Annotated in this window: 21 protein-coding genes and 2 tRNA genes; 13 read left to right on the top strand and 10 right to left on the bottom strand. The window is 67.2% G+C overall.

Annotated features, from left to right (window positions below; genetic code table 11):
* On the bottom strand, nucleotides 1-1,067 hold a 1,067-nt coding region (locus ACESLR_RS05955), incomplete at its 3' end, for a leucyl aminopeptidase family protein (RefSeq protein ID WP_373066805.1).
* Nucleotides 1,068-1,170: 103 nt separating this feature from the next.
* Here ACESLR_RS05955 and ACESLR_RS05950 point away from each other — a divergent pair.
* The 4 genes from ACESLR_RS05950 to mnmD all read left to right on the top strand — a co-directional run bounded on the left by ACESLR_RS05950 (nucleotide 1,171) and on the right by mnmD (nucleotide 6,486).
* Nucleotides 1,171-2,148: an ABC transporter ATP-binding protein gene (locus ACESLR_RS05950; RefSeq protein WP_373024217.1), complete on the top strand. Its 978-nt coding sequence runs from the start codon at nucleotides 1,171-1,173 to the stop codon at nucleotides 2,146-2,148.
* Entirely contained in the window at nucleotides 2,145-2,927 is a 783-nt protein-coding gene (locus tag ACESLR_RS05945) for an ABC transporter permease (RefSeq protein ID WP_373024218.1), read from the top strand. Before ACESLR_RS05950 ends, ACESLR_RS05945 begins: the two co-directional genes overlap by 4 nt.
* Before the next feature lie 99 nt (nucleotides 2,928-3,026).
* Nucleotides 3,027-4,541, top strand: coding sequence for a peptidoglycan DD-metalloendopeptidase family protein (locus ACESLR_RS05940; RefSeq protein ID WP_373024219.1), 1,515 nt, complete (start codon nucleotides 3,027-3,029; stop codon nucleotides 4,539-4,541).
* Nucleotides 4,542-4,674: 133 nt separating this feature from the next.
* A complete protein-coding gene (gene mnmD / locus ACESLR_RS05935; protein WP_373024252.1) occupies nucleotides 4,675-6,486 on the top strand; it encodes a tRNA (5-methylaminomethyl-2-thiouridine)(34)-methyltransferase MnmD in 1,812 nt (603 codons plus the stop codon).
* Here the strand turns inward: mnmD and ACESLR_RS05930 are convergent.
* The 4 genes from ACESLR_RS05930 to ACESLR_RS05915 all read right to left on the bottom strand — a co-directional run bounded on the left by ACESLR_RS05930 (nucleotide 6,456) and on the right by ACESLR_RS05915 (nucleotide 11,636).
* Nucleotides 6,456-8,708 (bottom strand): diguanylate cyclase domain-containing protein, encoded by a 2,253-nt coding sequence (locus ACESLR_RS05930; RefSeq protein WP_373024220.1) that lies wholly within the window; start codon nucleotides 8,706-8,708, stop codon nucleotides 6,456-6,458. The genes mnmD and ACESLR_RS05930 overlap by 31 nt on opposite strands.
* Nucleotides 8,709-8,922: 214 nt before the next feature.
* Nucleotides 8,923-9,009: transfer RNA gene (locus ACESLR_RS05925), tRNA-Leu, on the bottom strand.
* 55 nt (nucleotides 9,010-9,064) lie between these two features.
* Nucleotides 9,065-11,032 carry a M48 family metallopeptidase gene (locus tag ACESLR_RS05920; RefSeq protein WP_373024221.1) on the bottom strand — a complete coding sequence of 656 codons (1,968 nt, stop codon included), beginning with the start codon at nucleotides 11,030-11,032 and terminating at the stop codon, nucleotides 9,065-9,067.
* A 13-nt stretch (nucleotides 11,033-11,045) separates the two neighbouring features.
* The gene (locus ACESLR_RS05915; protein ID WP_373024222.1) at nucleotides 11,046-11,636 is read right to left on the bottom strand and encodes a LemA family protein; all 591 of its coding nucleotides are present in this window, start codon (nucleotides 11,634-11,636) and stop codon (nucleotides 11,046-11,048) included.
* Between the two features lie 122 nt (nucleotides 11,637-11,758).
* Between ACESLR_RS05915 and ACESLR_RS05910 the strand changes: the two genes are divergently transcribed.
* The 5 genes from ACESLR_RS05910 to ACESLR_RS05890 all read left to right on the top strand — a co-directional run bounded on the left by ACESLR_RS05910 (nucleotide 11,759) and on the right by ACESLR_RS05890 (nucleotide 14,965).
* The gene (locus ACESLR_RS05910; RefSeq protein WP_373054416.1) at nucleotides 11,759-12,598 is read left to right on the top strand and encodes a motility protein A; all 840 of its coding nucleotides are present in this window, start codon (nucleotides 11,759-11,761) and stop codon (nucleotides 12,596-12,598) included.
* Nucleotides 12,599-12,602: 4 nt separating this feature from the next.
* Nucleotides 12,603-13,418: a flagellar motor protein MotB gene (locus ACESLR_RS05905; RefSeq protein ID WP_373066801.1), complete on the top strand. Its 816-nt coding sequence runs from the start codon at nucleotides 12,603-12,605 to the stop codon at nucleotides 13,416-13,418.
* A gap of 113 nt (nucleotides 13,419-13,531) precedes the next feature.
* Nucleotides 13,532-14,449, top strand: a complete 918-nt coding sequence (locus tag ACESLR_RS05900) for an HPP family protein (protein WP_373066797.1) — start codon at nucleotides 13,532-13,534, stop codon at nucleotides 14,447-14,449.
* Between the two features lie 48 nt (nucleotides 14,450-14,497).
* Nucleotides 14,498-14,574, top strand: a tRNA-Arg gene (locus ACESLR_RS05895).
* Nucleotides 14,575-14,638: 64 nt separating this feature from the next.
* Complete coding sequence (locus ACESLR_RS05890) at nucleotides 14,639-14,965, top strand: ATPase (protein ID WP_373024226.1); 327 nt, start codon at nucleotides 14,639-14,641, stop codon at nucleotides 14,963-14,965.
* A gap of 15 nt (nucleotides 14,966-14,980) precedes the next feature.
* Here the strand turns inward: ACESLR_RS05890 and ACESLR_RS05885 are convergent, their stop codons facing one another.
* Nucleotides 14,981-15,667 carry an arylesterase gene (locus ACESLR_RS05885; protein ID WP_373024227.1) on the bottom strand — a complete coding sequence of 229 codons (687 nt, stop codon included), beginning with the start codon at nucleotides 15,665-15,667 and terminating at the stop codon, nucleotides 14,981-14,983.
* On the opposite strand from ACESLR_RS05885, the gene ACESLR_RS05880 reads away from it, so the two are divergent.
* Both ACESLR_RS05880 and ACESLR_RS05875 read left to right on the top strand, forming a co-directional pair.
* Nucleotides 15,666-16,376, top strand: a complete 711-nt coding sequence (locus tag ACESLR_RS05880; protein ID WP_373024228.1) for an ABC transporter ATP-binding protein — start codon at nucleotides 15,666-15,668, stop codon at nucleotides 16,374-16,376. The two genes, ACESLR_RS05885 and ACESLR_RS05880, sit on opposite strands and share 2 nt — an antisense overlap.
* Nucleotides 16,373-18,895, top strand: a complete 2,523-nt coding sequence (locus tag ACESLR_RS05875) for an ABC transporter permease (protein ID WP_373024229.1) — start codon at nucleotides 16,373-16,375, stop codon at nucleotides 18,893-18,895. Before ACESLR_RS05880 ends, ACESLR_RS05875 begins: the two co-directional genes overlap by 4 nt.
* 10 nt (nucleotides 18,896-18,905) lie before the next feature.
* Here the strand turns inward: ACESLR_RS05875 and ACESLR_RS05870 are convergent, their stop codons facing one another.
* Together ACESLR_RS05870 and ACESLR_RS05865 are read right to left on the bottom strand one after the other, a co-directional pair.
* The gene (locus ACESLR_RS05870; RefSeq protein WP_373024230.1) at nucleotides 18,906-19,787 is read right to left on the bottom strand and encodes an undecaprenyl-diphosphate phosphatase; all 882 of its coding nucleotides are present in this window, start codon (nucleotides 19,785-19,787) and stop codon (nucleotides 18,906-18,908) included.
* A 119-nt stretch (nucleotides 19,788-19,906) separates the two neighbouring features.
* Nucleotides 19,907-21,214 (bottom strand): methyl-accepting chemotaxis protein, encoded by a 1,308-nt coding sequence (locus ACESLR_RS05865; protein WP_373024231.1) that lies wholly within the window; start codon nucleotides 21,212-21,214, stop codon nucleotides 19,907-19,909.
* Nucleotides 21,215-21,466: 252 nt separating this feature from the next.
* Between ACESLR_RS05865 and ACESLR_RS05860 the strand changes: the two genes are divergently transcribed.
* Both ACESLR_RS05860 and ACESLR_RS05855 read left to right on the top strand, forming a co-directional pair.
* Nucleotides 21,467-21,904, top strand: a complete 438-nt coding sequence (locus ACESLR_RS05860; RefSeq protein WP_373024232.1) for an Rrf2 family transcriptional regulator — start codon at nucleotides 21,467-21,469, stop codon at nucleotides 21,902-21,904.
* Between the two features lie 19 nt (nucleotides 21,905-21,923).
* Nucleotides 21,924-23,630, top strand: a complete 1,707-nt coding sequence (locus tag ACESLR_RS05855) for an ExeM/NucH family extracellular endonuclease (protein WP_373066793.1) — start codon at nucleotides 21,924-21,926, stop codon at nucleotides 23,628-23,630.
* Nucleotides 23,631-23,679: 49 nt separating this feature from the next.
* Here ACESLR_RS05855 and ACESLR_RS05850 read toward each other — a convergent pair whose 3' ends face one another.
* Nucleotides 23,680-24,567, bottom strand: coding sequence for a mechanosensitive ion channel family protein (locus tag ACESLR_RS05850; RefSeq protein ID WP_373024234.1), 888 nt, complete (start codon nucleotides 24,565-24,567; stop codon nucleotides 23,680-23,682).
* A 14-nt stretch (nucleotides 24,568-24,581) separates the two neighbouring features.
* The gene (locus tag ACESLR_RS05845) at nucleotides 24,582-25,391 is read right to left on the bottom strand and encodes a hypothetical protein (protein WP_373066789.1); all 810 of its coding nucleotides are present in this window, start codon (nucleotides 25,389-25,391) and stop codon (nucleotides 24,582-24,584) included.
* Between the last annotated feature and the right edge of the window lie 132 nt (nucleotides 25,392-25,523).

Genomic DNA, 25,523 nt, shown 5'->3' with positions numbered 1-25,523 from the left:
TCGTCCTGGGTGAGGCAGGCGCTGATCTCGGTCCCCACGGCCACCCGCGCGGCCCCGGTCAGGGTAGCAAAGTCCACCAGGAGGTCGGGATGGAAGGCCCCCGCACGATCCAGCAGGTCAGCCAGCACCAGACGCCCCTCGGCGTCCGTGTTGTCGATCTCGATGCGCTTGCCGTTGCGCGCGGTCACGACGTCCCCCGGCCGGAAGGCCCCGGCGCCGATGGCATTCTCCACCGCGCCGACCAGCACGGTCAGCCTGAGAGGCAGGTTCTGCGCCATGATCAGCCGCCCGAGGCCCAGCACGATGGCCGCCCCGCCCATGTCCTTCTTCATCTGGCGCATCGAATTGCCGGGCTTGAGATTCAGCCCGCCGGAATCGAAGCACACGCCCTTGCCCACCAGCACCAGCGAGGGCGCGTCCGGCGGCCCCCAGGTCAGCTCGATCACCCTTGACCCATGCTGGCTCGCCGCGCCGACCGCATGGATACAGGGAAAGTCCTGTTCCAGCTTGTCGCTGTCACTGACCACATGCAGGCTGCAGCCGAATTCCTCGGCCAGTTCCCGCGCCTTCAACGCCAGGTTGGCCGGCATCATGTCGGACGCCGGGGTGTTGATCAGGTCACGGCTCATGCCGATGGATTCCACAAAAGCCAGTACCCTGGCCTGATCCGCACCCTCTGGCCAGACCAGCCGGGGAACGCGTGCCGAGGCCTCGCGGTAGCGGTCAAAGCGATAGCGCCCGAGTCCCCACCCGATCGCGGCGAGGTTCTGGATTTCGGGATCCAGAAATTCCGTCTCCAGGCGATAGTCTCCCGCGCCCAGGGATTCCGCCGCGCCTGCCAGCATCCAGATCGGGGTCTCCGCATCAAAGCCGGCCAGGACCCCTCCCAGACCGCCCTCTGCGTTCGGGACGCGCAGGGTGGCCCCCGGCTCCGCCTCAAATCCGGAGGCTTCCACCCATTTGCCCCAGCTGGCCGGGGCACTCTCCAGGCGGTCCGCGAGTGACTCGCGGCTGACCGGGATCAGTGGAACAGCGGTTTCCGACGATGCAACAAAAACAGAATCCACGGGGCTTTCCTCGACAACGATTCAAAGCCTTCATAATACGCACCTTGTCGATCCCCCGGGATCGCGCCTCCCAGGGAAACCCCGACCCATACAGGACGTGACCATGACGCCAGCGCTGGAAATTCGCGGGCTGAAGAAGACCTACAAGAACGGATTCGAGGCCCTCAAGGACATCGACCTCGAGGTGGCACCGGGCAGCTTCTTCGCCCTGCTCGGCCCCAACGGGGCCGGCAAGTCCACGACCATCGGCATCATCACTTCGCTGATCAACAAGACGGCCGGAACCGTCAAGGTCTTCGGTCACGATCTCGACACCGACCTGCAAGGGGTTAAACGCTCCATTGGGCTGGTGCCGCAGGAATTCAATTTCAACAACTTCGAGCCAATTGGCGAGATCGTGGTCAACCAGGCCGGCTACTACGGCATCCCGCGCCGCGAGGCCTGGGAGCGCTGCGAGCACTACCTGCACGAACTGGGCCTTTGGGAGAAGCGCAAGGACATGGCGCGCACCCTCTCCGGCGGCATGAAGCGGCGCCTGATGATTGCGCGCGCCCTGGTTCACGAACCGAGGCTCCTGATCCTCGACGAGCCCACCGCCGGCGTCGATATCGAACTGCGCCGTTCCATGTGGGACTTTCTTACCCGGATCAACACCGACGGGCGCAGCATCATCCTGACCACGCACTATCTCGAGGAGGCGGAAACACTCTGCCGCAACATTGCGATCATCGACGACGGCGGGATCGTCGAGAACACCACGATGAAGCAGCTTCTGGCCAAGCTCGAGACCGAGACCATGGTGCTGGATCTCAGCGAGCCTCCGCCCGGCATCCCGCGGGATGCCCCGATCGTCCTGCGTCAGATCGACGAGTTGACGCTGGAAGCGGACATCCGCCGTGGCCAGCATTTGAACGACCTGTTCCGCGTGCTGGATCAGGCCGGAATCCGCGTTCAGAGCATGCGCAACAAGTCCAACCGGCTGGAGGAGTTGTTCATCCGCATGACCCGCCCCGGTCAGAGCCCCAGTCACCTGACACCCGGGGCCAGCGGCACCACCGAGCAGCCGGAGAACCAGGCATGAGCGACTCGCACCTGCGCCACTACTGGACGGCTTTCCGCACCATTGTCACCAAGGAGGTCCTGCGTTTCGCGCGGATCTGGGTGCAGACGGTCCTGCCACCGGTGATCACCACCGCGCTGTACTTCATCATCTTCGGCGGCCTGATCGGCGAGCGCATCGGGGACATGGAAGGCTACCGATACATGGACTTCATCGTGCCCGGCCTGATCATGCTGGCGGTGATCACCAACAGCTATTCCAACGTGGTGTCGTCATTCTTCGGTTCCAAGTTCCAGCGCCACATCGAGGAGTTGCTGGTCTCGCCCATCCCCAACAGCGTGATCATCCTCGGATTCATCTTCGGCGGCGTGGCCCGCGGCCTGTCGGTGGGCGTTGCGGTGCTGCTGGTCTCGCTGTTCTTCAGCCCGCTCAGCATTCACAACCCACTGGTGATGCTGGTCATCGTGCTCATGACTTCCGTCCTTTTCGCCCTGGCCGGACTGATCAACGGCGTGTTTGCGCGCACCTTCGACGACATCGCCATCGTCCCCACCTTCGTATTGACGCCGCTGACCTACCTGGGCGGGGTGTTCTACTCCATCAGCCTGCTGCCGGAGTTCTGGCAGGGGGTCTCCATGCTGAATCCGATCCTCTACATGGTCGACGCCTTCCGCTACGGCAGCCTGGGTCACAGCGACTTCCCGATCGCCATGTCGTTTGCGATCATTGCCGGCTTCATCGCCGTCTTCTACGGCGTCGCCCTGGTACTCCTCAATCGGGGCGTAGGAATTCGATCCTGAGGCACATCGGCGGCGAAACCGCCTGCGGGCGCCTTCCGACGGTGTTTATTGCCCGAAAAAACGTGGTATAAAGCGGAAACTCTCCGGGGCAAGGGCCATATGGGTTACAGCAGAAAGACATCGCATTTCTTTCTGGCGGGCACCGCCGGACTCGCCATCCTGGTGGGTACCAGCCTCCTGCTCGCCTCCCAGCCTGCCGAAACGTCCCAGCCGCTCCCGATCGGTGGCGGCAGCCCACTGTCCCCCGCCAACCTGTCACCGGTACAGTTGGATCACCCGGCCGGCGGCGCGCCGATCGGCCCGACCGGGCCAACTTCGTTCGATGAAGGCGCCCGGACGGTTGCGTTCGCGACCGACATGACCGACGAGTCCACCTCCCGCTTCGACGACACCACCGTCGATCCCGACCCCGAGGCCCCGACCTCCTACGAGACCTTCGACCTCGATGGAGATGACGATGCCGACTCTGTCTCCGAGGCGGAGGCTACCGAAGGCGAGTGGCACAGCCACACCCTGAAGGACGGCGAGCGCCTGACCGGACTCTGGGAGCACGAATGGGATCTGCCCCTGGCAACCCTCTACCGCCTGCTGGATGAAGACGACAACGCCTCGATCCTGAACCGGGTACGCCCCGGCCAGCAGATCGAGTGGCAGGTCGATGACGAGGGCTACCTGACCCGGATGCGCCTGTGGACGTCCCGCGCCAGCGGGCATGAATGGATCCGCGAGGCCGATGGCTGGGACTTCGAGCGCACGGAAGTCGAGAACGGTCGCGAGGTCAGCCACCTGATCATCAGCGCGGAGCTCGACGGCAACATCGCCTCGGCCCTGACCGAACGCGCCGATATCTCCCCGGCGGCCGCCAACGCCCTTGCCGTGCTCCTGGACCGTTACCTGCCGGTACGCACGCACGCACGCACCGGAGACGAGTTCACGCTACTGGTGGAGCAGGAAACGCTGGTCGATGACGATACCCCGCTCGACCTGCGTCTGCTCGCATTCGACTACGAGGGCGAACGCATCGAAATCCGCGCGGCACGCAACGTGAACGGGCGGTTCTACACCCCCGAGGGCGAGAGCCTGCTTCCGCCGTTCGATCGCCGCCCGTTTGCCGGCAACCATCGCATCAGTTCCAGCTTCAACCCGCGTCGTCGCCATCCAGTCACCGGGCGGGTCGCCCCGCACCACGGGACGGACTTCGCCATGCAGGTGGGCACCCCGATCCTGGCGCCGGCCGACGGTCGTGTCACCCGGGTGGAGAATCATCCCTACGCCGGGCGCTTTATCGTCATTGAACACGGACAGGGCTACTCCACGCGCTACCTGCACCTGGAACGTCAGCTCGTGCAGCCTGGCCAGACCGTGGAGCGTGGCGACCGTATCGCCCTGTCCGGCAACTCCGGGCGCAGCACCGGACCCCACTTGCATTACGAAATTCACGTGAACAGCCAGCCGCAGAACCCCATGCGCGTGGAACTTCCGGAAAGCGATGCCCTGGAAGGCGACGAGCTCGACCGATTCAAGTCCATTAGCCAGACACTGCTGGCGCAGCTCGACAACGGGGTTCGCAACCAGCAGGTCGCGTTCACCTCCTTCGAAGAACTGACGCGCTGAAGAGCTAACCCGCCCACCCTCTGTACCGCTCGCGGAGCGCAGAACCCTGCGCTCCGCCGGCCTTCCCGGATCCGTGACCTCCCACTCCCCGCGCCCGCTCCTCGACTGGGCACGCCTCGAATGGCGTGACGGCATGCCCTATGCCGTCGACTACGGGGACGGCTACTTCGGCTCCCGCGACCCCCGGGCGGAGGTCCAGGAGGTCTTCATTGAGGCCAACCGGCTGCCCGAACGTTTCGCGAGATGCCGGCACTTCGCCATCGGCGAGACCGGCTTCGGCACCGGCCTGAACCTCCTGCAGACCCTGCAACAATGGCGCCGACATGCGCCTCCGGACGCCTTTCTGTCGCTACTGAGCCTGGAGGCCCATCCCCTTTCACCGGAAGATCTCGAGAGAATCCATGGTTACCTGGGGCTGGATGATCCCGACAGCCGGGCCCTCCGCGAGCAGTACCCGCCGCCGATTCCGGGACTGCACCGCATCGATTTCCCCGGTGCCCGGGCGGTGCTGACCCTTGGCCTGGGCGATGCGGCACCTCTGCTGGCCCAGGTCCGGGGCCATATCGATGCCTGGTTCCTCGACGGCTTCGCGCCCCGCAACAACCCCGCACTGTGGAATACCGGCGTATTCCGCCAGGTCGCCCGTCTGTCCCGTCCCGGGGCGACATTCGGAACCTACACCGCCGCGGGGCAGGTCCGGCGCGACCTGGAAGCCGTCGGGTTCACGGTGCAGCGGGTGACCGGCCACGGGCGCAAGCGCGAACGCCTGACCGGCACCTTCCAGGGACTGCGGGTGGCTCCATCACCACCTGTCGCCCATGAGCTTCACCACGTAGCGGTGGTGGGCGCGGGCCTCGCCGGGCTCGCCACCGCTCATGCCCTGCAACGTCGCGGCATCCGCGCGACGATCCTCGACCCGGACGGCATCGCGGGGGGCGCCTCCGGCAATCCCGCCGCCGTGCTGCTGCCGAATCTCCATCCCCGGGACACCGAGCTGAACGATCTCGCCCTGGCCGGAATGCGCCGGACCCGTGCCCTGATCGACCAGATGGAAGGCACAACCAGAGAGAGGCTTCGCCTGGCATCGGGAGTGGCCTTCCACGGGATCAGCACCCACGGCCAGAAACGCGTCGCGCGGCTGCGCGAGGCCGGCGGCGCGGGCACCAGCCTGCTGCTGGACCCGGAGGGCCCGCGCTGCGCCGATGCGCCCCATGTCTACTACCCGCAGGGTCTGGCGGTAGACATGGCGGCCCTGTGTCGCGCCCTGGCCCGTGCTTTGCCACCCGTGCGGACGGAGGTGGTGACCGGGGTCGAGCCGGGAGCCGCCCCGGATGGAGGCGTGCGTCTGGAGACCTCTGCGGGGACGGAAACATTCGACGCCATCGTCCTGGCCAATGCCGCCGGTCGCGGGCGGTCCCTGTGTCCGGAACAGGCGGCGATCTCGACCGTGACCGGACAGATGACCCGCATTGCAGCACCCCTGCCCGACTGGGGCGGATACGTCGCCACCGGTCAGGGCTACTGCATCCCGGGGCCGGGCACCAGCGCCTGGATCGGTGCCACGTACCGCCGCACCGAAGGCGCAGGCGACGCCCGCGACCCCTCGCCTCTCGCCGAGGACGATGCGGCGAACCTGCGCCACCTTGCCTGGGTTCCGGGCCTCGAGCATGCCGAAGCCATCCAGGTCCTGGAACACTGGGCCGGCGAGCGGGCCGTCGTGCGGGACCGGCTGCCGCTCGTCGGGCACAGCCGGCTGGACCGGAACGGTCGTATCCTGCTGAACCTCGCTCACGGCTCGCGGGGCCTGCTCTATGCCCCCTTGGCGGCCGAATGGCTCGCCGACCATCTGCTGGGGCTGATCGAACCCCTCGAGGCGACCACCGCGGCGCGTCTCGACCCTGCCCGGCACGCGGATCAGAGCCCGGGCGGTTCCTCCGAGGCATAGGCCACGCCACCCCGGGCAGCGGCCTTGACGCGATACATCGCGTGGTCCGCCGCCATCACCAGGTCCGCGAGGCGCTGGCCGTCCCCCGGATAGAACGCGACGCCGATGCTGCAGGACAGGGACTGCTCCACCACCTCCATCTGACCGGGATGGAGCTCGAAGGGCTCGCTGAATGCCCCTCGCAGACGTTCCACCAGGCCCCGGGCCTCCTCCGGCCTTTGCAAAGGAGCACTGAGCACAATGAATTCGTCACCCCCCAGGCGAACCAGCAGGTCATCCGGGCGCAGGCTGCTGGCCAGGCGCCGGGCCAGCTGGCGCAGCAACTCGTCCCCCACCGCGTGGCCGTACTGGTCGTTGACCGGCTTGAAGCGGTCCAGATCGATGAACAACAGAGCCAGCTGGCCTTCCTTACGATCCGCTCGGGCGGCCAGCCGCGGGAATGCCCGCTCCAGCGCCGCCCGGTTGGCCGTCCCGGTCAATGGATCCTGCCAGGCGAGGGCCCGCATGCGATCCTCGAGCTGCTTGCGTTCGGTGACGTCCAGTGCGTGCCATACCACGGCGGACGTGCCTTCAAAGGGCGTGTGAATCGGCCGCACGCGCGCCTCGTACCAGCGAGTCTCCTCCGGCGCGAGGTCGGGGTCACCCCCGTGAAACGCACTGGCCTGAAGGCGATACTGGATCTCCTGCATCCGGCCTTCGCGCAATGCCCGCCGCACCAGGCCCGAAAAGCGCCGGGCCACCTCGTCCGGCAGCAACTCCGAGAGGCTGTGCCCCGCCGCAGAGGTGCGTGGGTCGCGGCCTCGTCGGGCCGCTCCGAACACGCGCAACACCAGGCCGTCCTCGGCAATCACGAGGGCATCGCCCGGCATGGCCTCGAACAGCGCGTCCTGCAGATCGCGCGCATCGCTGAGGGCGTTGAAAAGCATTCGATTGTCGTGCACATCGACGAAACTCAGCAGACAGGCCTGCTGCCCCTCCCAGTCGATCGGCACCCAGCGCAGCAGGTGGAAACGCTGGTCCCCGCCCGACGTCCGCACGCGGATCTCGCGCCCACGGGGTTCGTGCGGCACACCCATAGTGGAAAAGTCCAGCTCCGGGGGCAGGCGCGCACGGTCGTCGGGGTGGAACACGTCCAGCGTGGAGAGGGCCTGGCCGGGTGTTGGCGCCACCCCGGTCATGCGCTCGAAGGCCGGATTGGCCCACAGGATCCGCGGTCCGGCGACCACCAGCGTCGCGTCCTCCAGACGATTGACCAGCGCCTGGTAACGCGTCAGGGCGTCCCGGCGTTGACGCATGCCCTGCCCAATGCGGAAGGTATAGCCGCTGACCGCCACTAGCCCCACAACCCCCAGCACCCACCATGTCGCCGGCCGGGCCGTAGCCGATGGGTTCGGAAGCGGCTCGGCCGCCATACGCCACTGCCCGCCGGCAAAATTCACATCGAATTCCAGCGACGCGTCGGACACATCGATCTCGCCCGGATTGTAAAAAACCTCGCCCTCGGCACCGGTACCGTCCCGGCCACGAAGTGCCACCTGCAGCCGGTCGGGCCCCGGGTCGAGACCGGCCTGCTGCAACAGCGTGTCGAAGTCCAGCGCGATGCTCGACAGGCTCCATGGATTGGCCGGGGCGGGACCGTCTTCCGGTTCGGTCAGGACAGGGGCCCGCACCAGGAGCCCCTGTCCGCCCTGTGCCAGTGGCCACGGGCCGGCGACGACCGTCTCGCGTCTCTCCAGCACGCGGTGAAAGGAGGCGGACTGCTGCGGATGCTGCGCCAGGTTGAGCCCGATGGCCCCCTCGTTACCGTCACGCGGGTAGACCAGTTCGAGAATCTCGCCACGCGCCAGGGTCAGGGATCGAATCAAATCGGATTGACCGCGATACAGCCGCTCCGCGGCACGGGCAAAGTCGTCCTCGTCCAGATCGGGGTGTACATAGGCATAGGCGGCGAGCCCGATCGTCGCATGCACCGTGGCGTTGAGCACACTTTCCAGGCGCGACCGAAGGCTGTTCGCCTCGGTCAAGAGGGTCTGCTGATGCCGTTCGGCCATCTGCTGCTTCCAGCCATGATCGATCGCCAGGAACAGCAACGCGAACAGTGCCCCCGCAAGAAGCGCCGCAACCACCGAGCCCGTGACGTGAGGCTCGGTGGTACGGACCCGTGTCGAAGACGTGGCCTCGCGGGAATCCGGTTCTTCCGTCGTGTCCGGGGGTGGGCTCATGCCGGGTCGTTTCAGGCTCGCAGAGGATCCTACTATGCGCCATTGGCCGGCGGACGGAAACGGTGAAACGGCCGCGCGCGTAAGGCCCCTTCACGGAAACTCCCCGTCCTGGTATCACTGCACCGCCGGTATCGGCGAGGCGGAGACGCGTGTGTCGCGTCCCTCGCCCCGTTCTGGGCCATCACCGGAGCGACGGAGCGCGGGGCATAACGATTGGTGGGGACGGCCGGAGTCGAACCGGCACGGGCTTGCGCCCAGCGGATTTTAAGTCCGATGCGTCTACCAGTTCCGCCACGCCCCCGGAGCGGCCGCATCATACCGCGCGTGCCGGGACACCGCACCCGCGCCCGGCGTATCTACTCCGATTCCGCCGCAGACATCTCCGCGACTGGCAACGGCACATGCAGCGACGCGGCGATCGCGCGCAGCAACTCCACTTCCGCGATCACCGTCTCCCCGCCATGGGTGATCGTGGCCAGCATGGCGGTAACCAGGCGCTGCTTGTCGGCCGGGCGCAGGGCATCGAGTGCCTCCAGTACGCGATCGAGGCCGTCGGCCCAGGTCGACGCATCGGCCGCCGCCTCGAGCGCCGCCGCAATCCCGTCATCGTCCGGATCCTCGATCGCAAGGGCCACGAGCCCCGCGCGCAGGGCCCCCCGCCCCTGCTCGGGATGGTCCGGATGGCCGTGGTGAGCGAGCACGGCGAGGACATCCCGGGCATGGCTGGCCTGGTGATCCAGACGTTGCCGCCCGCCGGGGCGGGCGCGCGCGGGCTGATCCAGATCGCGAAGCTGACGCCGCAGCAGGCGCCCCGTGGCATATTCGAAGGCCGACACCCGCCCATCGGCGCGGATCAGCTCGTCGATCAGCGTTTCCAGTGCCTGACGCTCCTCGCGCGGGCGGTGCCGCACGACCGGGAAGCTCATCTCCAGCAGCGGGATCCGCAGGTCCGGGCGCAGTGCCGGTTCGGCATCAAGCAAGGTGCGCACCCGGGATTCACTCTCGGCACCCCGCCTCGCGGTAATACGCAGCAATTGATGGTCCCGCACGTCCGGATCGGAACTGATCAACAGATAGAGCAGCACCTCCACACCCCAGGCATCGGAATGCGCGGCGCGTTCCAGCGGTCCGGGCATCGCCGCCACCAGGAGTCCGGCACCGAGAATCTGCGCCAGCCCCGGATCGCCAATGTTCTCCATCAGTTGTTCCGGGTTCAGAAACATGTTGCCGGGCTCGGCCGCCGGCTCGCGTTCGCGCGCCTCGGCCTCGGCCCGGGCCTCCTGTTCCGTACGGCGGGTCTGCGCATCCTGCTGCATCTGCTCGCGGATCGTCTCCAGCTCCTCCGGATCGAACCCCGGCTCGATCGCCTGGATGCGCCGGACCAGCGGCGGATGCGTCGCGAACATCTGCCCCAGCGCACCGGAGGCAAACAGCATGTGCCCGACCTCTTCGGTATCCGCGCGCAGCGCCGCCTGCCCCGCACCGATCTTCTTCAGCGCCCGCGAAATGCCATCCGGTTGCCGGGTAAACTGCACGGCCGAGGCATCCGCCAGGTATTCCCGCTGGCGCGACACGGATGCGCGAATCCAGCGCCCGAAAAACAGCCCGATATAACCCACCACGATCAATGCCAGCCCAGCGGCGACGATGCCCCCGGCATTGCGGTTGTTGCGCGACAGGCGCATGGCGAGCAGCACGCGCTGGCCAATCAGGGCCATCACCAGAATCCCGAACAGCATACCCATCAGGCGGATATTCAGGCGCATGTCGCCGTTCAGGACGTGCCCGAACTCGTGCGCCACCACGCCCTGCAGCTCGTCGCGATCCAGATGTTCCAGCGTCCCCCGGGTCACGGCGACCGCCGCGTCATCCGGTGAATACCCCGCCGCGAAGGCGTTGATGCCCGCTTCCTCCTCCAGGACGTAGACCTCGGGCACCGGCACGCCGGACGCGATGGCGATCTCCTCCACCACGTTCATTAGCCGCCGCCGCAAAGGGTCGCGGGTATCCCCGTCTATACGCGTCCCGCCCAGTTCGCGGGCGACGGTGCCCCCGCCATCGCGAAGGCCGAGGGTGCGGTAGAGACTGCCCAGCCCGATCAGTCCCACCGTCAGCACGGTCGTCCAGACCACCACGCCGACGTTGCGGGACAGGAAGTCCCGGGTCAGCCAGGGTTCGCCGGACGCCACCGGCTCCGCCTGGCCGAACAGCACCAGCACGATCGCGTTCATCACCAGTACGATCGCCAGCACGGCCAGGCCGAACAGGAACAGCAGCCAGCGGGTCCGGCGCTGCGCCCGGTCCTGATGCTCGAAGAAATTCATGGCGCCCCGGCAATCAGGAGAAGTTGACTTGCACGGGCTCGCGCTTCTGCGGATCCTCGATCTCCAGCAACTGCGCCGGACGGAAGCCGAAGTTATTGGCGATCAGGCTGTTCGGAAACATCTCGCGCAGGATGTTGTATTGCATGACGGCATCATTGAAGGCCTGGCGGGCATAGGCGACCCGGTTCTCGGTGCTGGTCAGCTCTTCCGACAACTGCATCATGTTCTCGTTGGCCTTGAGGTCGGGATAACTCTCCGACAGGGCGAACAGCCTTCCCAATGCACCGGAAAGCCCCTGTTCCGAGCTCGACAGCTTGCGCACGGCGTCGGCGTTGGTCGGATCGCCCGCCACTTCCTGCAGGCTCTGCTGGGCCTGATTTCGCGCCTGGATGACGGCCTCCAGGGTATCCCGCTCGTGGCCCATGTAGCGTTCCGCGACCTTGACCAGATTGGGAATCAGCTCGTAACGACGGGTCAGCTGAACATCGATCTGCGCAAAGGCATTCTTGTAGCGGTTACGCGAGGTCACCAGGCGGTTGTAGGTCCATACCCCCCATATCACCAGCAGAACCAGTATCGCCAGTACCACCCAGGTCATATCCATGCGGCCGCTCCTTATCGGTTGTCGGTCCGAGTGTACGCGGGAATGCACTCGCCATCACACGCGGGCAGACGCCGTCCGGTCGCCTGTTTTAAGCTTGCGATGGTCCCTTCCCGGAAGCACGCATGAATCTCTCCACCCTCCTTGGCATCCTCGGCAGCCTGCTGGTGTTCGGCAGCGTCATCGCGTTCTCCTCGCAGGACCTTGACGCCTTCCTGAACCTGCCCGGCCTCGGCATCGTGTTGGGCGGCACCATCGCGGCCACGCTGATGAGCTACCCCTTCCATGAAGTGATGCGCGTGTTTCGCGCGGGCGCCAACGCGATCCGCGAGGAGCGCTACGACGTCACCCAGGACCTGGAGGAGATTGTCCAGGTCTCGCGCTACTGGTTCTCGCAGAACCTGCGGCGCATCCAGGATCGCCTGGACCAGATCCGCAACCCGTTCCTCCGCACCGGCATCCAGCTGGTCATCGACGACACCCCGATGGACGACGTCTCCGACCTGCTCAACTGGCGCATGGCCCGCCTGCGCGCCCGCGAACAGGCCGATGCCCAGATGTTCCGGACCATGGCCACCTACGCCCCCGCCTTCGGCATGCTCGGGACGCTGATCGGCCTGATCAACCTGCTCCTGACCACCGAGAGCGACGACTTCACCGTCATCGCGGTCAACCTGGGCATCGCGCTCATCACCACGTTCTACGGCATCCTGCTCGCCAATCTGGTCTTCCGGCCCATCGCCATCAAGCTGGAGCGGCGGACCGAGGAACGGGTCGTACTGATGACGATGGTGCTGGAAGGCATCATGCTCATGCGCAAGGGACGCTCGCCCGGATACATCCGCGAAACCCTGCGCTCGTTCATGGAGAACCACAGCGACGAGATCCGCCAGGCGCCGCGCGACGATGAGGATCCCGCCGCCCCGGAAGCGCACGACCCGGACGAATCCGCCGAGCAACGCTGAAACCATGCCCGGACCCGCCTATTCCACCTCGGAACGTGCCGCGCTGCAGGCAGAGATGGACGCCCATGCGGCCACGCGCCCGGAACAGGCGTTCCTTGGCTCCTACCCGGGCGAGCGTCAGCGCGACGACGAACACGCCTGGGTCCTCACCTATCTCGACGTGCTGACCCTGGTCATCGTGGTATTCGTGATCCTCCTGACCTTCATGGACCCGCGCGACGACGATCCCCGCGCCGTCTCGGCCAGTCCCCTTACACTGGCCCACCCGGACCGCAGCACCCTCGTCGAGCCCCTGGTCCATCCCGAACTGCTGGGCCTCCCGCATCTGGACGAGGACACGGCGAAGGGTCTGGCCGACTCCGCGGATGCGACGGAACCGGCCCCCCCGGGCGATACCAACACCGAAAGACTGCGCGACCGTGCGCCCGAGGGCGTCGATGTCGTCGAGCAACCCGGCCGGCTGGAGCTGCGCATCCGCGACGACATCCTGTTCGGCACCGCCCGGGCCGACCTGCGCTCGGATGGAGAAGTGTTGCTGGAAGATCTGCTGCCCATTCTGGAAGATCATGCGGGCACGATCACCGTGGAAGGGCATACCGACAACATCCCGATCGCGACCGACCGTTTTCCCTCGAACTGGGAGCTCTCCTCAGCCCGCGCCAGCGGCGTCGTTCGCCACCTGATTGAACACGGATTGCAACCTACCCAGCTACGCGCGGTCGGGCGGGCGGATACCCTCCCGGTCGCCACGAACAACACCCCCGCCGGCCGCGCCGAGAACCGCCGGGTGTCCCTGATCCTCGAGGCCGACGCGTCCTGAAGCGGCGTCTCCCTGCACCCCTGCCCAGCGTTTCCCGTACCCCGATCCGCCCATTTGACGCTGGAGCCCCCGCTATAGAACATGCACTCCACCCTCCACTTTAGGAAGCTGGCTTGCGCACGGGACGCGGATCGCTGTTCGGCGAATTTCTCGACACCACCAACCACTGGGACAAGCTGATCGCGCTGGTGGGCGCGATCATGGGCCTGTACCTCTCGCTGGAGGTCGCCGCGGCGGTCACCGAGAACGGCATCAACGGGCTGATTCTCGCATCCCTGGGGGCCACGGCGGTTCTGCTTTTCGCGGCGCCGCACGCCGCCCTCTCGCAGCCCTGGAACGTGCTTGGCGGGCACGGCGTGGCGGCCATCGTGGGCATTCTCGCACGGGATCTCCTGCCCCACCCGTTGCTGGCGGCGGCGGTTGCCGTCGGGCTGGCGGTCTGGCTAATGCATTACCTGCGCTGTCTCCATCCACCCGGCGGGGCCACCGCGCTCTATGCCGTCGTGGGCGGCGACTCGGTGGAGGCCCTGGGACCCTGGTTCCTGCTGCACCCGGTCCTCAGCAGCGTCGGGGTCATGCTGGTGGTCGCCGTCATCATCAACTATCCGTTCCCCTGGCGGCGATATCCCGCGAGCCTCACGCCTCCACCCGAAAGCCCGGCACAGCCGCCGCTCGCGGCCCTGGAACAGGCGGGGCTCGGACGTGCCGACCTCGAACATGCCATGCGCGAGATGAACCTCTACCTCGACCTGACCAAGGACGACCTTGCGCGCCTGTACCTGCTGGCCCGGCGGCACCATCATCATCCCGATCCGATTACGCCGGACGCGATCCGGCCCGGAACCTGTTTCAGCAACGGGAAGGGCGACGCGGACTGGGCCGTGCGGCGCGTTCTGGAAAGCGACACGGGGTCTGTGGCCTACCTGAACCTGGCGGGGCCGGGGGCCCCGCACACCGGTCGCACAACACTGGAAGAATTCCTCGACTGGGCCCATCACCAGCTGCCCTCCGGGGACGGGCCCGACACGTGAGCCGTTTGGGGCTGCGGGGTTGGCACGCTTATACTCCGCGTTTTCCAGGTCTCCGTAGCTCAGCTGGATAGAGCAGCCCCCTCCTAAGGGGCAGGTCGCAGGTTCGAATCCTGCCGGGGACACCATCTCCTGCCGACGTCGGGCATTTCCGGTCTGGCGCCGCGCCCACTTCGGTCGTAAGGTAGGCAAATGGCTACGCTGACGACCGAACAGTCCAGCCGCATGATCGACCTCCTCGCCCCGCTAATTGGTATCCAGGGCGAGGTGGACGGCTGCATGGTGGAACTCATCGAAGTCCTCGACGAAGGCCCGCGCGGGGTGCCCGGAGTCGCCCTGATGACGATGGGGGCCGAACGCCGGATTCAGACCAACCAGTACGGCAATCCTCTATGCCGTCATTCCGAGGTCCGCACCCTGTCACTGCTGTCCGAGGTCGAACACGACCTGCACCCGGTCCTGCGCCAACTGCTTCCGGAGTCGGTGGTCGCCGACATGCGGGCACTCCTCGCCGACTAAGGCGCCTGCCCCGTGCTATCCGTCGCCGTTGCACGGCGGCTGGCCGGCCTCGGCCGCCTTCACCATGGGTTCGAGACGGGACCACACCGCGTCCAGGAGATGGGGCTGAGCGGCCTCGCTGGGATGAATTCCGTCGTCCATCAGCATGCCGTCTTCGAGCAGGATGTCCTCGAGAAAGAACGGCTCGAACGCAAGGCCGCGTGCCTCGGCCAGATCGGCATACACCGCCTCGAAGCGTTCGGTGTAACGCCGCCCGTAGTTGGGCGGGATGCGAATTCCCAGCAAAAGGGTCTCGGCGCCCGTGGCCTCGATAGCCTCGACCATGGCCTCCAGGTTTTCGCGCATGGCGGCCGGTGGCAGGCCGCGCAGGCCGTCGTTGCCGCCCAGGGCGAGGATGACGAGCGCCGGGCCGGTACGTTCCAGCACATCCGGCAATCGCGACCGGCCACCCGCGGTGGTATCACCGCTAATCGATACGTTCTCCACCTCCCACTCCCGCTCGCGCTCGGCCAGGCGCTCTTCCAGCAAGGCCGGCCAGCCGGCAGACTCGCGCATGCCGTAGGCCGCGCTGAGCGAGTCCCCGAAGACCAGAACCGTCAGGGGCTCCGGGGAAGGATTTTCACCTTCCGGGGAATTCGCGGCGGCTACGGGACTCCATAGCAACGCGATCAAGCCCATCACGACCAACGGAATACGCAACATGGATGCAGCCTCGTCATTTGTACTGGAAGCCCGGGACCTAGAGCAACGGATCAACGGACCCAGCGGCCCCCTGGACATCCTGCGCGGCATCTCGCTGGCGGTCCAGGCAGGCGAGACGGTGGCGATCCTGGGAGCCTCGGGTTCCGGCAAGTCCACCCTCCTCGGGTTGCTCGCAGGTCTGGACGCCCCGAGCGCGGGAGAAGTTCGCCTGCTCGGACAAACGATCAGCGAACTCAACGAGGACGGCCGCGCGGCGCTGCGCGCCGGGCGGGTCGGTTTCGTGTTCCAGTCGTTCCAGTTACTGCCCGCCCTGACGGCAATGGAGAACACCCTGCTGCCGCTGGAGCTCAATCCAGCCCATGGCGGCCGGGACCAGGAGACGCTGAGCCGCTGGGCCGAACAGGCCCTGGAGCGGGTGGGCCTCTCCGAGCGTGCAGCGCACTATCCGCACCAGCTTTCCGGCGGCGAACAGCAGCGCGTGGCCATTGCCCGCGCGATCGTCGATCACCCGGCCGTGCTCTTCGCGGACGAACCCACGGGGAACCTCGACGGCAAAACCGGCCACCGGATCATCGAACTGCTGTTCGGGCTGGCGCGACATCCCGACGCCGACGGCCCGGCAACGGCCCTGGTGCTGGTCACGCATGACCCCGAAATCGCGGAGCAATGCGATCGCATCATCTCCATTCAGGACGGTGTGCTGGCATGACCTTGACCGGGAACCGGGGCCGCGGGCCCCTGCGCGCGCTACTAAGGGGCACCTTGCGCGAATGGCGCTCGGCCGAGCTGCGGGTACTGGCCGCCGCCCTGGTGGTCGCGGTCGCCGCGGTCGCGGCCGTCGGCTTCTTCACCGACCGGGTCGACCGGGGCATGGCCCAGCAGGCCACCGCGCTCCTGGGTGGCGACCTGGCGATCGTCAGTGACAACCCCCTGCCGGCGGACTGGTCGGCCGACGCCGCCGAATACGGCCTGGAAACGGCCCGGACGGCCTCCCTGCCCAGCGTGGTCTTCTCCAGCGATGACGAATCCCGTCTGGCGGCCCTGCGTGCCGTGGAGCCGAGCTGGCCGCTCAAGGGCGAGGCGCGGATCCGGCCTGGACGGGACGCCGATGAACAGGCCCGCGACCTGGGTCCGGAGCCCGGGACCGCCTGGCTCGAGCCGGCGCTGCTCGACGCCCTTGACCTCGAGACCGGAGACCGGGTCGAGGTCGGCGACCTGGATCTGGAGGTTACCGGCGTGATCACCCACGAGCCGGACCGCGGCAGCAACCTGCTCGATATTGCCCCCCGCCTGATGCTCGCGTTCGACGACCTCGAGGCCAGCGGCCTCATCGGCCCCGGGAGCCGGGTGCGCTACGAATTCTTTGCCGCGGGCCCGAGTGCCGGGGTTGAGGGGTTCCGTGGCTGGCTGGAGGACGAACTGGAATCGGGCCAGCGCCTGCTGGGGCTGGAAGACGCCAATCCGGAACTGCGTACCGCGATCGAGCGCGCCGAGCGATTCCTCGGGCTCGCTTCGCTGATGGCCGTGCTCCTCGCCGGGGCGGCAATCGCCGTAGCGGCTCACCACTTTGCCCAGCGCCGCGCCGATCCGGCCGCGGTGATGCGCGCGCTGGGCGCCAGCGGCCGGCAGGTCCTGCTGACCTATTTCGGTCGGGTCGTGCTGGTCGCCCTGGTGGCCAGCGGAATCGGCCTGGCGATCGGCTTTGCCGCCCAGTTTGTCCTGGCGGCGCTGCTCGGGGACTGGCTGGCCGGCGATCTGCCGCCGCCCGGCTGGCGCCCGGTGATCGCGGGCATCGGGGTCGGGATGATCACGGCCGTGGGCTTCGCCCTCCCCGCGCTGCTGCGGATCGGCCAGGTCTCGCCCTTGCGTGTCCTGCGGCGCGACCTTGGGCTGCCACCCACCTCGGTCTGGTTATCCGGGGCCCTGGCGCTGCTGGCCTTTGGCGGCCTGCTCTACTGGCAGGCGGCCGATCCCGGACTGGCTGCCTGGGTCCTGCTGGGGACGGCCGTGGCCATCGCCCTGCTGTCCGTGCTGGGGATGGCACTGGTGCTCGCCCTTCGGCCGCTGCGCAATCGCGGCGGTATGGCCCTGCGCTTCGGCCTGGCCAACCTGTCCCGGCGCGGGGGGCTGAGCGCGGTCCAGCTGGTCGCGTTCAGTGTCGGAATCCTCGCGCTCCTGTTGCTGGCCATCGTCCGGGTCGATCTGCTGGAGGCCTGGGATACCAGCATCCCGGAGGACGCGCCCAACCAGTTCTTCATCAACATCCAGCCGGGGCAGGACGAGGCATTTGCCGACCGCGTGGAGGCGGCTGGGCTCGATCGCCCGCAACTCGATCCAATGATCCGCGGGCGCCTGATCGAGATCAATGACGACCGGGTGCGTCCGGAGGACTTCGACGACGATCGCGACCGTCGGCTGGTGAATCGGGAGTTCAACCTGTCGTACGCGGAAACCCCTCCGGAGCACAACCGGATCGTCGACGGGCGCTGGTTCGACGCGCAAGGCCAGGATCCCGATACGGGCTGGTCGGTCGAGGCCGGCCTGATGGAGCGTTTCGACCTCGAGATCGGGGATTACCTGACCTTCCGGGTCGGCGGGCAGGCCATCCGGAGCCCGATCACCAGCGTCCGGGAGGTCGACTGGGACAGTTTCCAGGTCAATTTCTTCGTCATCGGCCCCCCTGGCCTGCTGGACGAGCAGCCGCGTACCTTCATCACGGCCATGCACGTACCCGACGACCAGCGCGCGGCCCAGAACCAATGGCTGCGGGAGTTTCCCGCGGTATCGGCCATCGACGTCAGCGCGATCCTGGCCCAGGTGCGCGACGTGATGGACCAGGCCACGCGGGCAGTTGAATACGTCTTCCTGTTCACGCTGATCGCCGGCCTGACCGTGCTGTATGCGGCGGTTCAGGCCACCCGCGACGTACGCCGGCGCGAAGCCGCCCTGCTGCGTACCCTCGGGGCGCGCCGCGAGCACATCCGCAACGGGTTGCTGGCCGAATTCGGTGCACTGGGTCTGCTCGCGGGCTTGCTGGCGGCCGTTATCGCCACCGCGGTCGGCGCCCTGCTCGCCTGGCAGGTGTTCGAGTTCGACTACCGCGTGAACCCGCTGACCTTTGTCTACGGGATCGGTGGCGGGACGCTGGGGATTGCCCTGGCGGGCTGGCTGGGAACCCGGCGGGTGCTGGATCAGGCGCCGCTGGCCGTATTGCGGGGACCGGAATAAGCCGGCGCGCTTATTTGCCGCTGTACAGGACCTCCACGTCGAGGAAACCGAACAGGACCAGCAGCGCCAGAGCCCAGAGGTAGAACGAAAAGACCTTCAGGTTGGCGCGGTACAGGAAGAACAGGACCATCTTCAGCGACACGATGCCGACCAGGGCGGAGACCACGAAGCCAACCGCCAGGGCCGTCCAGTTCAGCTCCCCCAGCCCGTTGCCGTTCAGGACGTCCAGCGACTGCACCGAAGTGGCGGCGAGGATGGTCGGGATCGCGAGGAAGAAGCTGTACTCCGCCGCCCAGCGCCGTTTGAGCCCGGTGAAAAGGGCGAAGGTGATGGTCATGCCGCTGCGCGAAAGACCCGGGATCAGCGCAAAGCCCTGGGCCACCCCGATGATGGTGGCAATCTTCGGGCTCAATTGGCGCAGCCCCAGCGGGCGCCGCTGGAGCCGGTCCGTCCACCACAGCAGTACCCCGGTCAGGCTCAGCGTGCCCGCGATCAGGGTCGGATGGGCAAACGCCTGCTCGAAGCCTGCCTTCAGGGTGAAACCGACCACCGCAGTGGCGAACACGGAGAGCACAACCAGCAGGGCCAGGCGCAGGGATAGCATTTCGCGGCCGACCGACCCACGGGCGGCGGCCCATTGCCAGCTCTCCCGCGCAATCCCGCCGGTAAGCCGAACCAGGCTCTTGCGGAAGACGAAGACGATCGAGACCAGGGTGCCGACATGCACCACCAGGTCGAAGAGGATCATCTCCGGGCTCTCGGGCGGTGGCAGTGGTTCGCCCTGGCGGATGAGCCAGTGCTGGGTCAGGACCAGATGGGCAGTCGAACTCACCGGCAGAAACATGAAGATGCCCTGCACGATCCCGAGCAGGATGGCGACCCAGACTGTCATTGCAGGAGCGACTCCGTGATACCGAGGCGGGGCGCAGTATACGGAAAACGCCCGGAGCACGCCGGGAACCGCATCGCACCCCGGCGGTAAGCCGGTTCACGCAACCCATCCGCGGCCGGTCAGACCCGGAATTGCGTGGTCAGCCCCCGCAGCTGCTCGATCCGTCCCACCAGGGCATCGGTCTCGCTGGCGGTGGCCTCTGCATTGCCCGCCGTGACCTGCGCCCCCTGACTGACCTCGGTGAGGGTCCCGTCGACCTCGCGCGCGACCTCCGCCTGTTGCGACACCGCCCCCGAGATCTCGTTGTTGAGATGCCGGATACGTTCGACCGCGGAACGGATGGCGTGCAGAGCCTCGCCGGCCCCGGCGGCCTCGTCCACCCCGGCCTCGCCCCTTTCGCGGCTGCGCTCCATCGCGCTGGCCGCCGAACGCGCGCCGCCTTGCAACCGCTCAATCATCGCCTGGATCTCGGTCGTGGACTCCTGCGTCCGGGTGGCGAGCGTGCGTACCTCGTCGGCCACCACGGCAAACCCCCGTCCCTGCTCTCCCGCACGAGCGGCCTCGATGGCGGCATTCAGCGCCAGGAGGTTGGTCTGCTCGGCGATTCCCCGAATCACGTCGAGGACCGATCCGATCTGGTCCGATTCGGCCTGCAGCCGTGCCACCTCGTCGTTCGCGGTCCCGATCTCGCTGGCCAGTTCGCGCATCGTCCGGACCGTGGCATCCACAACCTCCGTCCCGGTGCGCGTCTCGCTCTCCGCCTGATCGGCAGCCTCGGAAGCCGTACGGGCGTTCCGGGCGATCTCCTCGGCGGAGGCCGTCATCTGGTTCATCGCCGTGGCGACCTGCCCCAGACGGGCCTGCTGTTGCCGCACCTCCTGATTGGTCTCCTCCGCCACCCGGTGTAGCGTGCCGACGGAATCGCCCAGCTCGCGTGCATGTTCCACCATTTCCGACACCATGCCCTGCAAGCGCTCGATGAAGGCATTGAACAGCCGCGCCAGCCGGTCGATCCCGTCGTTGCGGGGCGCCTCGATACGCTGGCGAAGATCGCCCTCGCCCTCCGAGACCGCCCGGAATCGCGTCGCCAGCCCGCTCAGGCGGCGTCGGATCATGAACACGAACAGGAAGTACACCACCACGACGACACCGATCGCCACGCCCAGCATCATCGAGTTGACCTGCCAGGCCGCAAGCTCAAGCAGACGGTCCACCTCGGCCGCCACTTCGGCCTCCAGGGCCGGCGTGGTCTCGTGCTCCTGCATCACCCCGTTCAGCGTGCTCTCCATCCCGCTTTTCAGGGTCGCCGTGTGCCAGAATACCGCCGCGGCCGCGATCAGGAAGAACACCCCGACGATGCCACTCAGCGCGAGCGAGAAACGCCCCGCCAGCGAAAGGCCACTCAGCCACCCGTTTCCCCGCTCCATTGAAATCCCCCTGGTTCCAGTCAATACCGGCTATTGCACGAGCTTAACGGCCCCCGGTGGCAATCCTGAAGGTCTCGGTCACTCCCCGCGCAATCTTCATCCGGAACGGTTGAAGCGAGCCCGAGTCGTTAATGGACGCGTATTGCCCTAACGTCGTGGCCACCGGCGCGCTTGTGACGAAAGTCCGGAGCGATTAAGGTTCAACGAAATATACGTTCAAGCATATCCTTCGAGACCAGCCGACGATCCCTTATGCAACTCACCCATTATACCGACTTCTCCCTTCGTGTCCTGATGTACCTCACCGTCCAGCCGCGCGAACAGCGCGTGACCGTCAGTGACATCTCCGAACACTTCTCGATCCCGCGCAACCATCTGGTCAAGATTGTCCACCAGCTCGGTCAGAAGGGCTACATCATCACCCGCCGCGGCAAGGGGGGCGGGATCTCGCTCGCCTGTGAACCGGGCGCGATCAACGTGGGCAGCGTCATCCGCGACATGGAGCCCAACCTGAACGTGGTCGACTGCGAGAACCCCGTCTGCCCGATCCTGCCCGGCTGCCAGCTGCGCGGCGTGCTCAATGATGCCCGCGATGCGTTCCTGGCCGTGCTCGATCGCTACACCATTGCCGACGTTACCCAGGCCCCGGACTATCTCTACGAACTGCTGAATCCCAGCAAGAGCGCCTGAACACCCTTATCCTTCGGCCATGGATCGGCTGAACCCTGCATCCCCGGCTTGTACGGCCCGCACCACGGCCACCACCGCCGCCGGGGCGTTGACCGTGGTCCTGCTGGCGCTGTGGGCCGCGGACCCGGCACAGGCCCGGGTCGCCTGTCCCGATCCCGCCGCCGAGCGGACGCCACTCTCCGAACTCCGGGCCGGACAGGTCGCCGAGGGCAATGCCGTCATCGTCGAAGGCGTCACCACCGGCGTATTCATGGGACCCGACCAGCTCGACGGGTTCTTTCTGCAACAGGGATCGGGGGCCGATGCCACAGGCCTTTTCGTCTATGCCCCGCGTCAGGACCCGGTCAAGGCCGGACAACGCCTGCAGGTGCACGGTCACTTCAGCCGTCACCGCGGACGGCCGCAGGTCTCGCGCCTGCACCGGGTGGAGAGCTGCGGCCACGTGGGCCTGCCCGACCCCGTCCCGTTGCGCCTGCCCGACGATGCCGACCGCCTCGGCGAACACCTCGACCTCCGTGTGCGCCTGACGCAGGCACTGACCGTGACCGCCAACCACGACCTCGATCGCTACGGCAGCCTGACCCTCGCGGCCGGCGGGCGGCTGATCCATCCCGGCCAGACCGGGCGCCCGGAGGCGGACCGGCACGCGGCCCGCCAGATCGAACTCGATGATGGCAGCTACCGTGCCAACCCCGATCCGATCCCCTATCTCGACCACCCGGGAACCCGCCGCGCGGGAAGCCGGATCGACGGCCTGACCGGCATCCTGACCCAGGCCTTCGGCGAGTATCGCATCCACCCCACCGAGGCGATTGACTGGTCCGGCGGGGAACGACCCGCACCCGTGCCGGCCCCGGCGGCGGACCACCTCCGCCTCGCAACGGCCAACCTGGAGAATGATTTCGTCACGCTGGGCGAGCGCGGCGCACAGACCCGGGCGGAACGCGAGCGGCAGACGGCCAAGCTGGACGCCCTGCTCCAGGGACTGGACGCGGATCTGCTCGGCGCCGTGGAACTGGAAAATGCGGCAGCCGCTCGCACCAAGCTGGTGACCCGCCTGAACAGACTGCACTCCGAACGCGGGAAGTACACCGCCGTCGCGCACCCGGCGCCTGGAGACGACGCCATCAAGGTCGGCCTGCTTTACCGGCCCGAACGCCTGCGCCTGATCGAGTCGTCCGCCGACCGCGACGACGTGCACCATCGCCCGCCTTTGCTGGGCTGGTTCCAAGCCACCGACACCGACGATCGCTTCGGTGCCGTCGTCGTGCACTTCAAGGCCAAGAGCGGGTGTCCCGAGGCGGGCGACATCGACCGCGGCCAGGGGTGCTGGAATGAACGCCGCACGGCGCAGGCCGAGCGCCTGGTGGAATGGCTGCGCGAACAGCGCCGCGGCGAATATGCCGACACCCCCGTGCTGATCCTCGGCGACCTGAACGCCTACGCCACCGAAGACCCGATCCGGACCCTGACCGCCGCCGGGAAACGCGATCTCGTCCACGACAACCCGGCCCGGGCACATACCTATGTGTTTCGCGGCCAGGCCGGGCAGCTGGACTACCTGCTGGGCCCCGAATCGCTGCGCGTACGCGTAACCGATGGCGAGACCTGGCCGGTCAATGCGGATGAACCCCGGTTTCTCGGGTTTGACGGGCGCGCACCCGCCGGGGGCCCTTGGCGCGCCTCGGACCACGACCCGGTCTGGGCCGATCTGCGCCTGGACTGACTCGGTTCCCCCTGCGCCGCGCCCAGACGCCCAGCCGGGCCCTCGCTACTTAGTCGCGCGCGCCCGGCTCCGTAGAGGCAACGGCCTCCGCCTCGCCTGCGGATAGGTTTACACGATGCGCACCCGCAGGGATGCCCCCAAGACCGCTCACGGTACGCTGCGGGAACGGGATCTCGATGCCCGCCTCGTCCAGGGCCACCTTCACCCCTTCGTGCATGGTGTTGCGCAGATCCAGGAATTTCTCCCGCCGGGCCCAGACCGACAGCTGGATCTTCAGCGCCGACTCCCCGTATTCGAGGAAGATGAACAGCGGGCTGGGTTCCTCCAGACACACCGGATTGTTCTCCGCCACCGTCATCAGGACATTCCGCAACTGCTTGAGATCGGTGTGGTAGGCCACCCCGATCTGCATGTCGAGCCGTCGAATCGGGAAGCGTGTCAAATTGGTCAGCTGGGATTTCACCAGGCTCTCGTTGGGCACCCGCACCATCAGGTTGTCGAAAGTCCGCAGTTTCACCGACAGCGGGTCGATCGACAGCACCTCGCCGGTGGCATCCCCGACTTTGATCACGTCCCCGACGGAAAACGGCCGCTCGCCAATCAGGAACAGCCCCGAGATCAGGTTGGAGGCCGATGTCTGCGAGGCGAAGCCGAGCGCGACCGTCAGGATGCCGGCCGCGCCTAGCAGCACCGTCAGGTCAAACCCGAGTTCGCGCAGGGCCGAGGCCAGCACCAGCAGCACGATCACGTAGAAGCTGATGCGCCGGGTCAGCATCACCTGCTGGGCGTCGAGCTTGTCCTCCAGCATCCGCGCCAGCCCGCGCGACACCAGCCGTGCCACCAGCAGGCCGACCAGAAGGTACACCGCCGCGCGGATGGCCGCGAGAAAGGCCTCGCTGGTCAGAAAAGCCTCGGCCGTTTGAAGCCATTCATTCATGTATCCGTGGCTCCCTACTGAAACAGGGCGCTGAACGCCCGTACCATCAAATGCCGTCCCCCGGGCTCTCGGGGCTCGGCAATGCGTCGTGCACCCACTGCCAGGCCCGGCGGTCCGGAGTCGATCTCCATCTCCGCCATCTCGCGGTCCTCCTCGCGCTCCATGCGCACCGCCGGGGTCCACAGCCGGTGGTGTTCGTCGGCATAGATCGGCAGGCGCGGCACCGGCAGGTTGACCCGCTCCAGGAACAACGCGTCATCCGCCCGGTTGGCGATGGTGAGCGGGGTGACCACGCGGTGCGGCCGTACCGGAACATCCGCGATATCCAGCCGCGCCTGGGTGCGGGTGGCGTAGCACAGTTCGCCGTTCACGGTGCTCGGGCCAAACCACGTATCGGAGGGTGTATAGACCGGGAATTCCTGTACCCGGGCCGACCCCAGGTACAGCTGCACCCAGGCTGGCGTGCTCAGATAAAGCGTGACCTCCCCCTGGGACGGCACGTAGAAAGGATCCTGCGGACGACTCACCATTGCCCGGTCCGCCAGGGCCACGCGCAGTTCCGGCTCGCTGCCGGCCGGAGAGCCGGCAAAACGCAGCCTGTCCATGGCTGATGCCGGGAAGGCATCACTGCAGGGGACATCGATCGCAAGGGTGGCATCGGCAGATTCGCGGGGGCGCTCGAGCACCAACTGCCACTCCTGCTCGCCGTGCTGCAGCCAGAGATCAAGCGGCCCGATGGACCAGCGGCCGTGCTGTCCGGCAGGGAGCGTCCGGCGGCCCCACCAGGCCGCAGTACTCGTTCGGGTTGTGGAGGTCTCCGGCATCGTCCCGCCCTTGCTCACGAGGGCCCACTGTAAAACAGATCCATACGCCCGGGGACCCGGCCTGTCCCCGTGGTCCTGCGCGACCGTGCTCAGGCCTTGGGAAAGTCGCGCTGTGCCCCGTGCCGCACCCGG

Origin of the sequence: Thioalkalivibrio sp. (assembly GCF_041685615.1) — a bacterium.
GTDB lineage: Bacteria > Pseudomonadota > Gammaproteobacteria > Ectothiorhodospirales > Ectothiorhodospiraceae > Thioalkalivibrio.
This window is presented reverse-complemented; position numbering and strand designations above follow the sequence as displayed.

Excerpts from the sequence above, each read along its gene's own strand:
- ACESLR_RS05875 (WP_373024229.1), top strand. The coding sequence starts at position 16,373 with ATGACCTTGACCGGGAACCGGGGCCGCGGGCCCCTGCGCGCGCTACTA.
- ACESLR_RS05880 (WP_373024228.1), top strand. The coding sequence starts at position 15,666 with ATGGATGCAGCCTCGTCATTTGTACTGGAAGCCCGGGACCTAGAGCAA.
- ACESLR_RS05885 (WP_373024227.1), bottom strand. The coding sequence starts at position 15,667 with ATGTTGCGTATTCCGTTGGTCGTGATGGGCTTGATCGCGTTGCTATGG.
- ACESLR_RS05920 (WP_373024221.1), bottom strand. The coding sequence starts at position 11,032 with ATGAATTTCTTCGAGCATCAGGACCGGGCGCAGCGCCGGACCCGCTGG.
- ACESLR_RS05850 (WP_373024234.1), bottom strand. The coding sequence starts at position 24,567 with ATGAATGAATGGCTTCAAACGGCCGAGGCTTTTCTGACCAGCGAGGCC.
- ACESLR_RS05870 (WP_373024230.1), bottom strand. The coding sequence starts at position 19,787 with ATGACAGTCTGGGTCGCCATCCTGCTCGGGATCGTGCAGGGCATCTTC.
- ACESLR_RS05910 (WP_373054416.1), top strand. The coding sequence starts at position 11,759 with ATGAATCTCTCCACCCTCCTTGGCATCCTCGGCAGCCTGCTGGTGTTC.
- mnmD (WP_373024252.1), top strand. The coding sequence starts at position 4,675 with ATGCCCTATGCCGTCGACTACGGGGACGGCTACTTCGGCTCCCGCGAC.
- ACESLR_RS05890 (WP_373024226.1), top strand. The coding sequence starts at position 14,639 with ATGGCTACGCTGACGACCGAACAGTCCAGCCGCATGATCGACCTCCTC.
- ACESLR_RS05905 (WP_373066801.1), top strand. The coding sequence starts at position 12,603 with ATGCCCGGACCCGCCTATTCCACCTCGGAACGTGCCGCGCTGCAGGCA.
- ACESLR_RS05930 (WP_373024220.1), bottom strand. The coding sequence starts at position 8,708 with ATGAGCCCACCCCCGGACACGACGGAAGAACCGGATTCCCGCGAGGCC.
- ACESLR_RS05845 (WP_373066789.1), bottom strand. The coding sequence starts at position 25,391 with ATGCCGGAGACCTCCACAACCCGAACGAGTACTGCGGCCTGGTGGGGC.
- ACESLR_RS05860 (WP_373024232.1), top strand. The coding sequence starts at position 21,467 with ATGCAACTCACCCATTATACCGACTTCTCCCTTCGTGTCCTGATGTAC.
- ACESLR_RS05915 (WP_373024222.1), bottom strand. The coding sequence starts at position 11,636 with ATGGATATGACCTGGGTGGTACTGGCGATACTGGTTCTGCTGGTGATA.
- ACESLR_RS05950 (WP_373024217.1), top strand. The coding sequence starts at position 1,171 with ATGACGCCAGCGCTGGAAATTCGCGGGCTGAAGAAGACCTACAAGAAC.
- ACESLR_RS05940 (WP_373024219.1), top strand. The coding sequence starts at position 3,027 with ATGGGTTACAGCAGAAAGACATCGCATTTCTTTCTGGCGGGCACCGCC.
- ACESLR_RS05945 (WP_373024218.1), top strand. The coding sequence starts at position 2,145 with ATGAGCGACTCGCACCTGCGCCACTACTGGACGGCTTTCCGCACCATT.
- ACESLR_RS05865 (WP_373024231.1), bottom strand. The coding sequence starts at position 21,214 with ATGGAGCGGGGAAACGGGTGGCTGAGTGGCCTTTCGCTGGCGGGGCGT.
- ACESLR_RS05855 (WP_373066793.1), top strand. The coding sequence starts at position 21,924 with ATGGATCGGCTGAACCCTGCATCCCCGGCTTGTACGGCCCGCACCACG.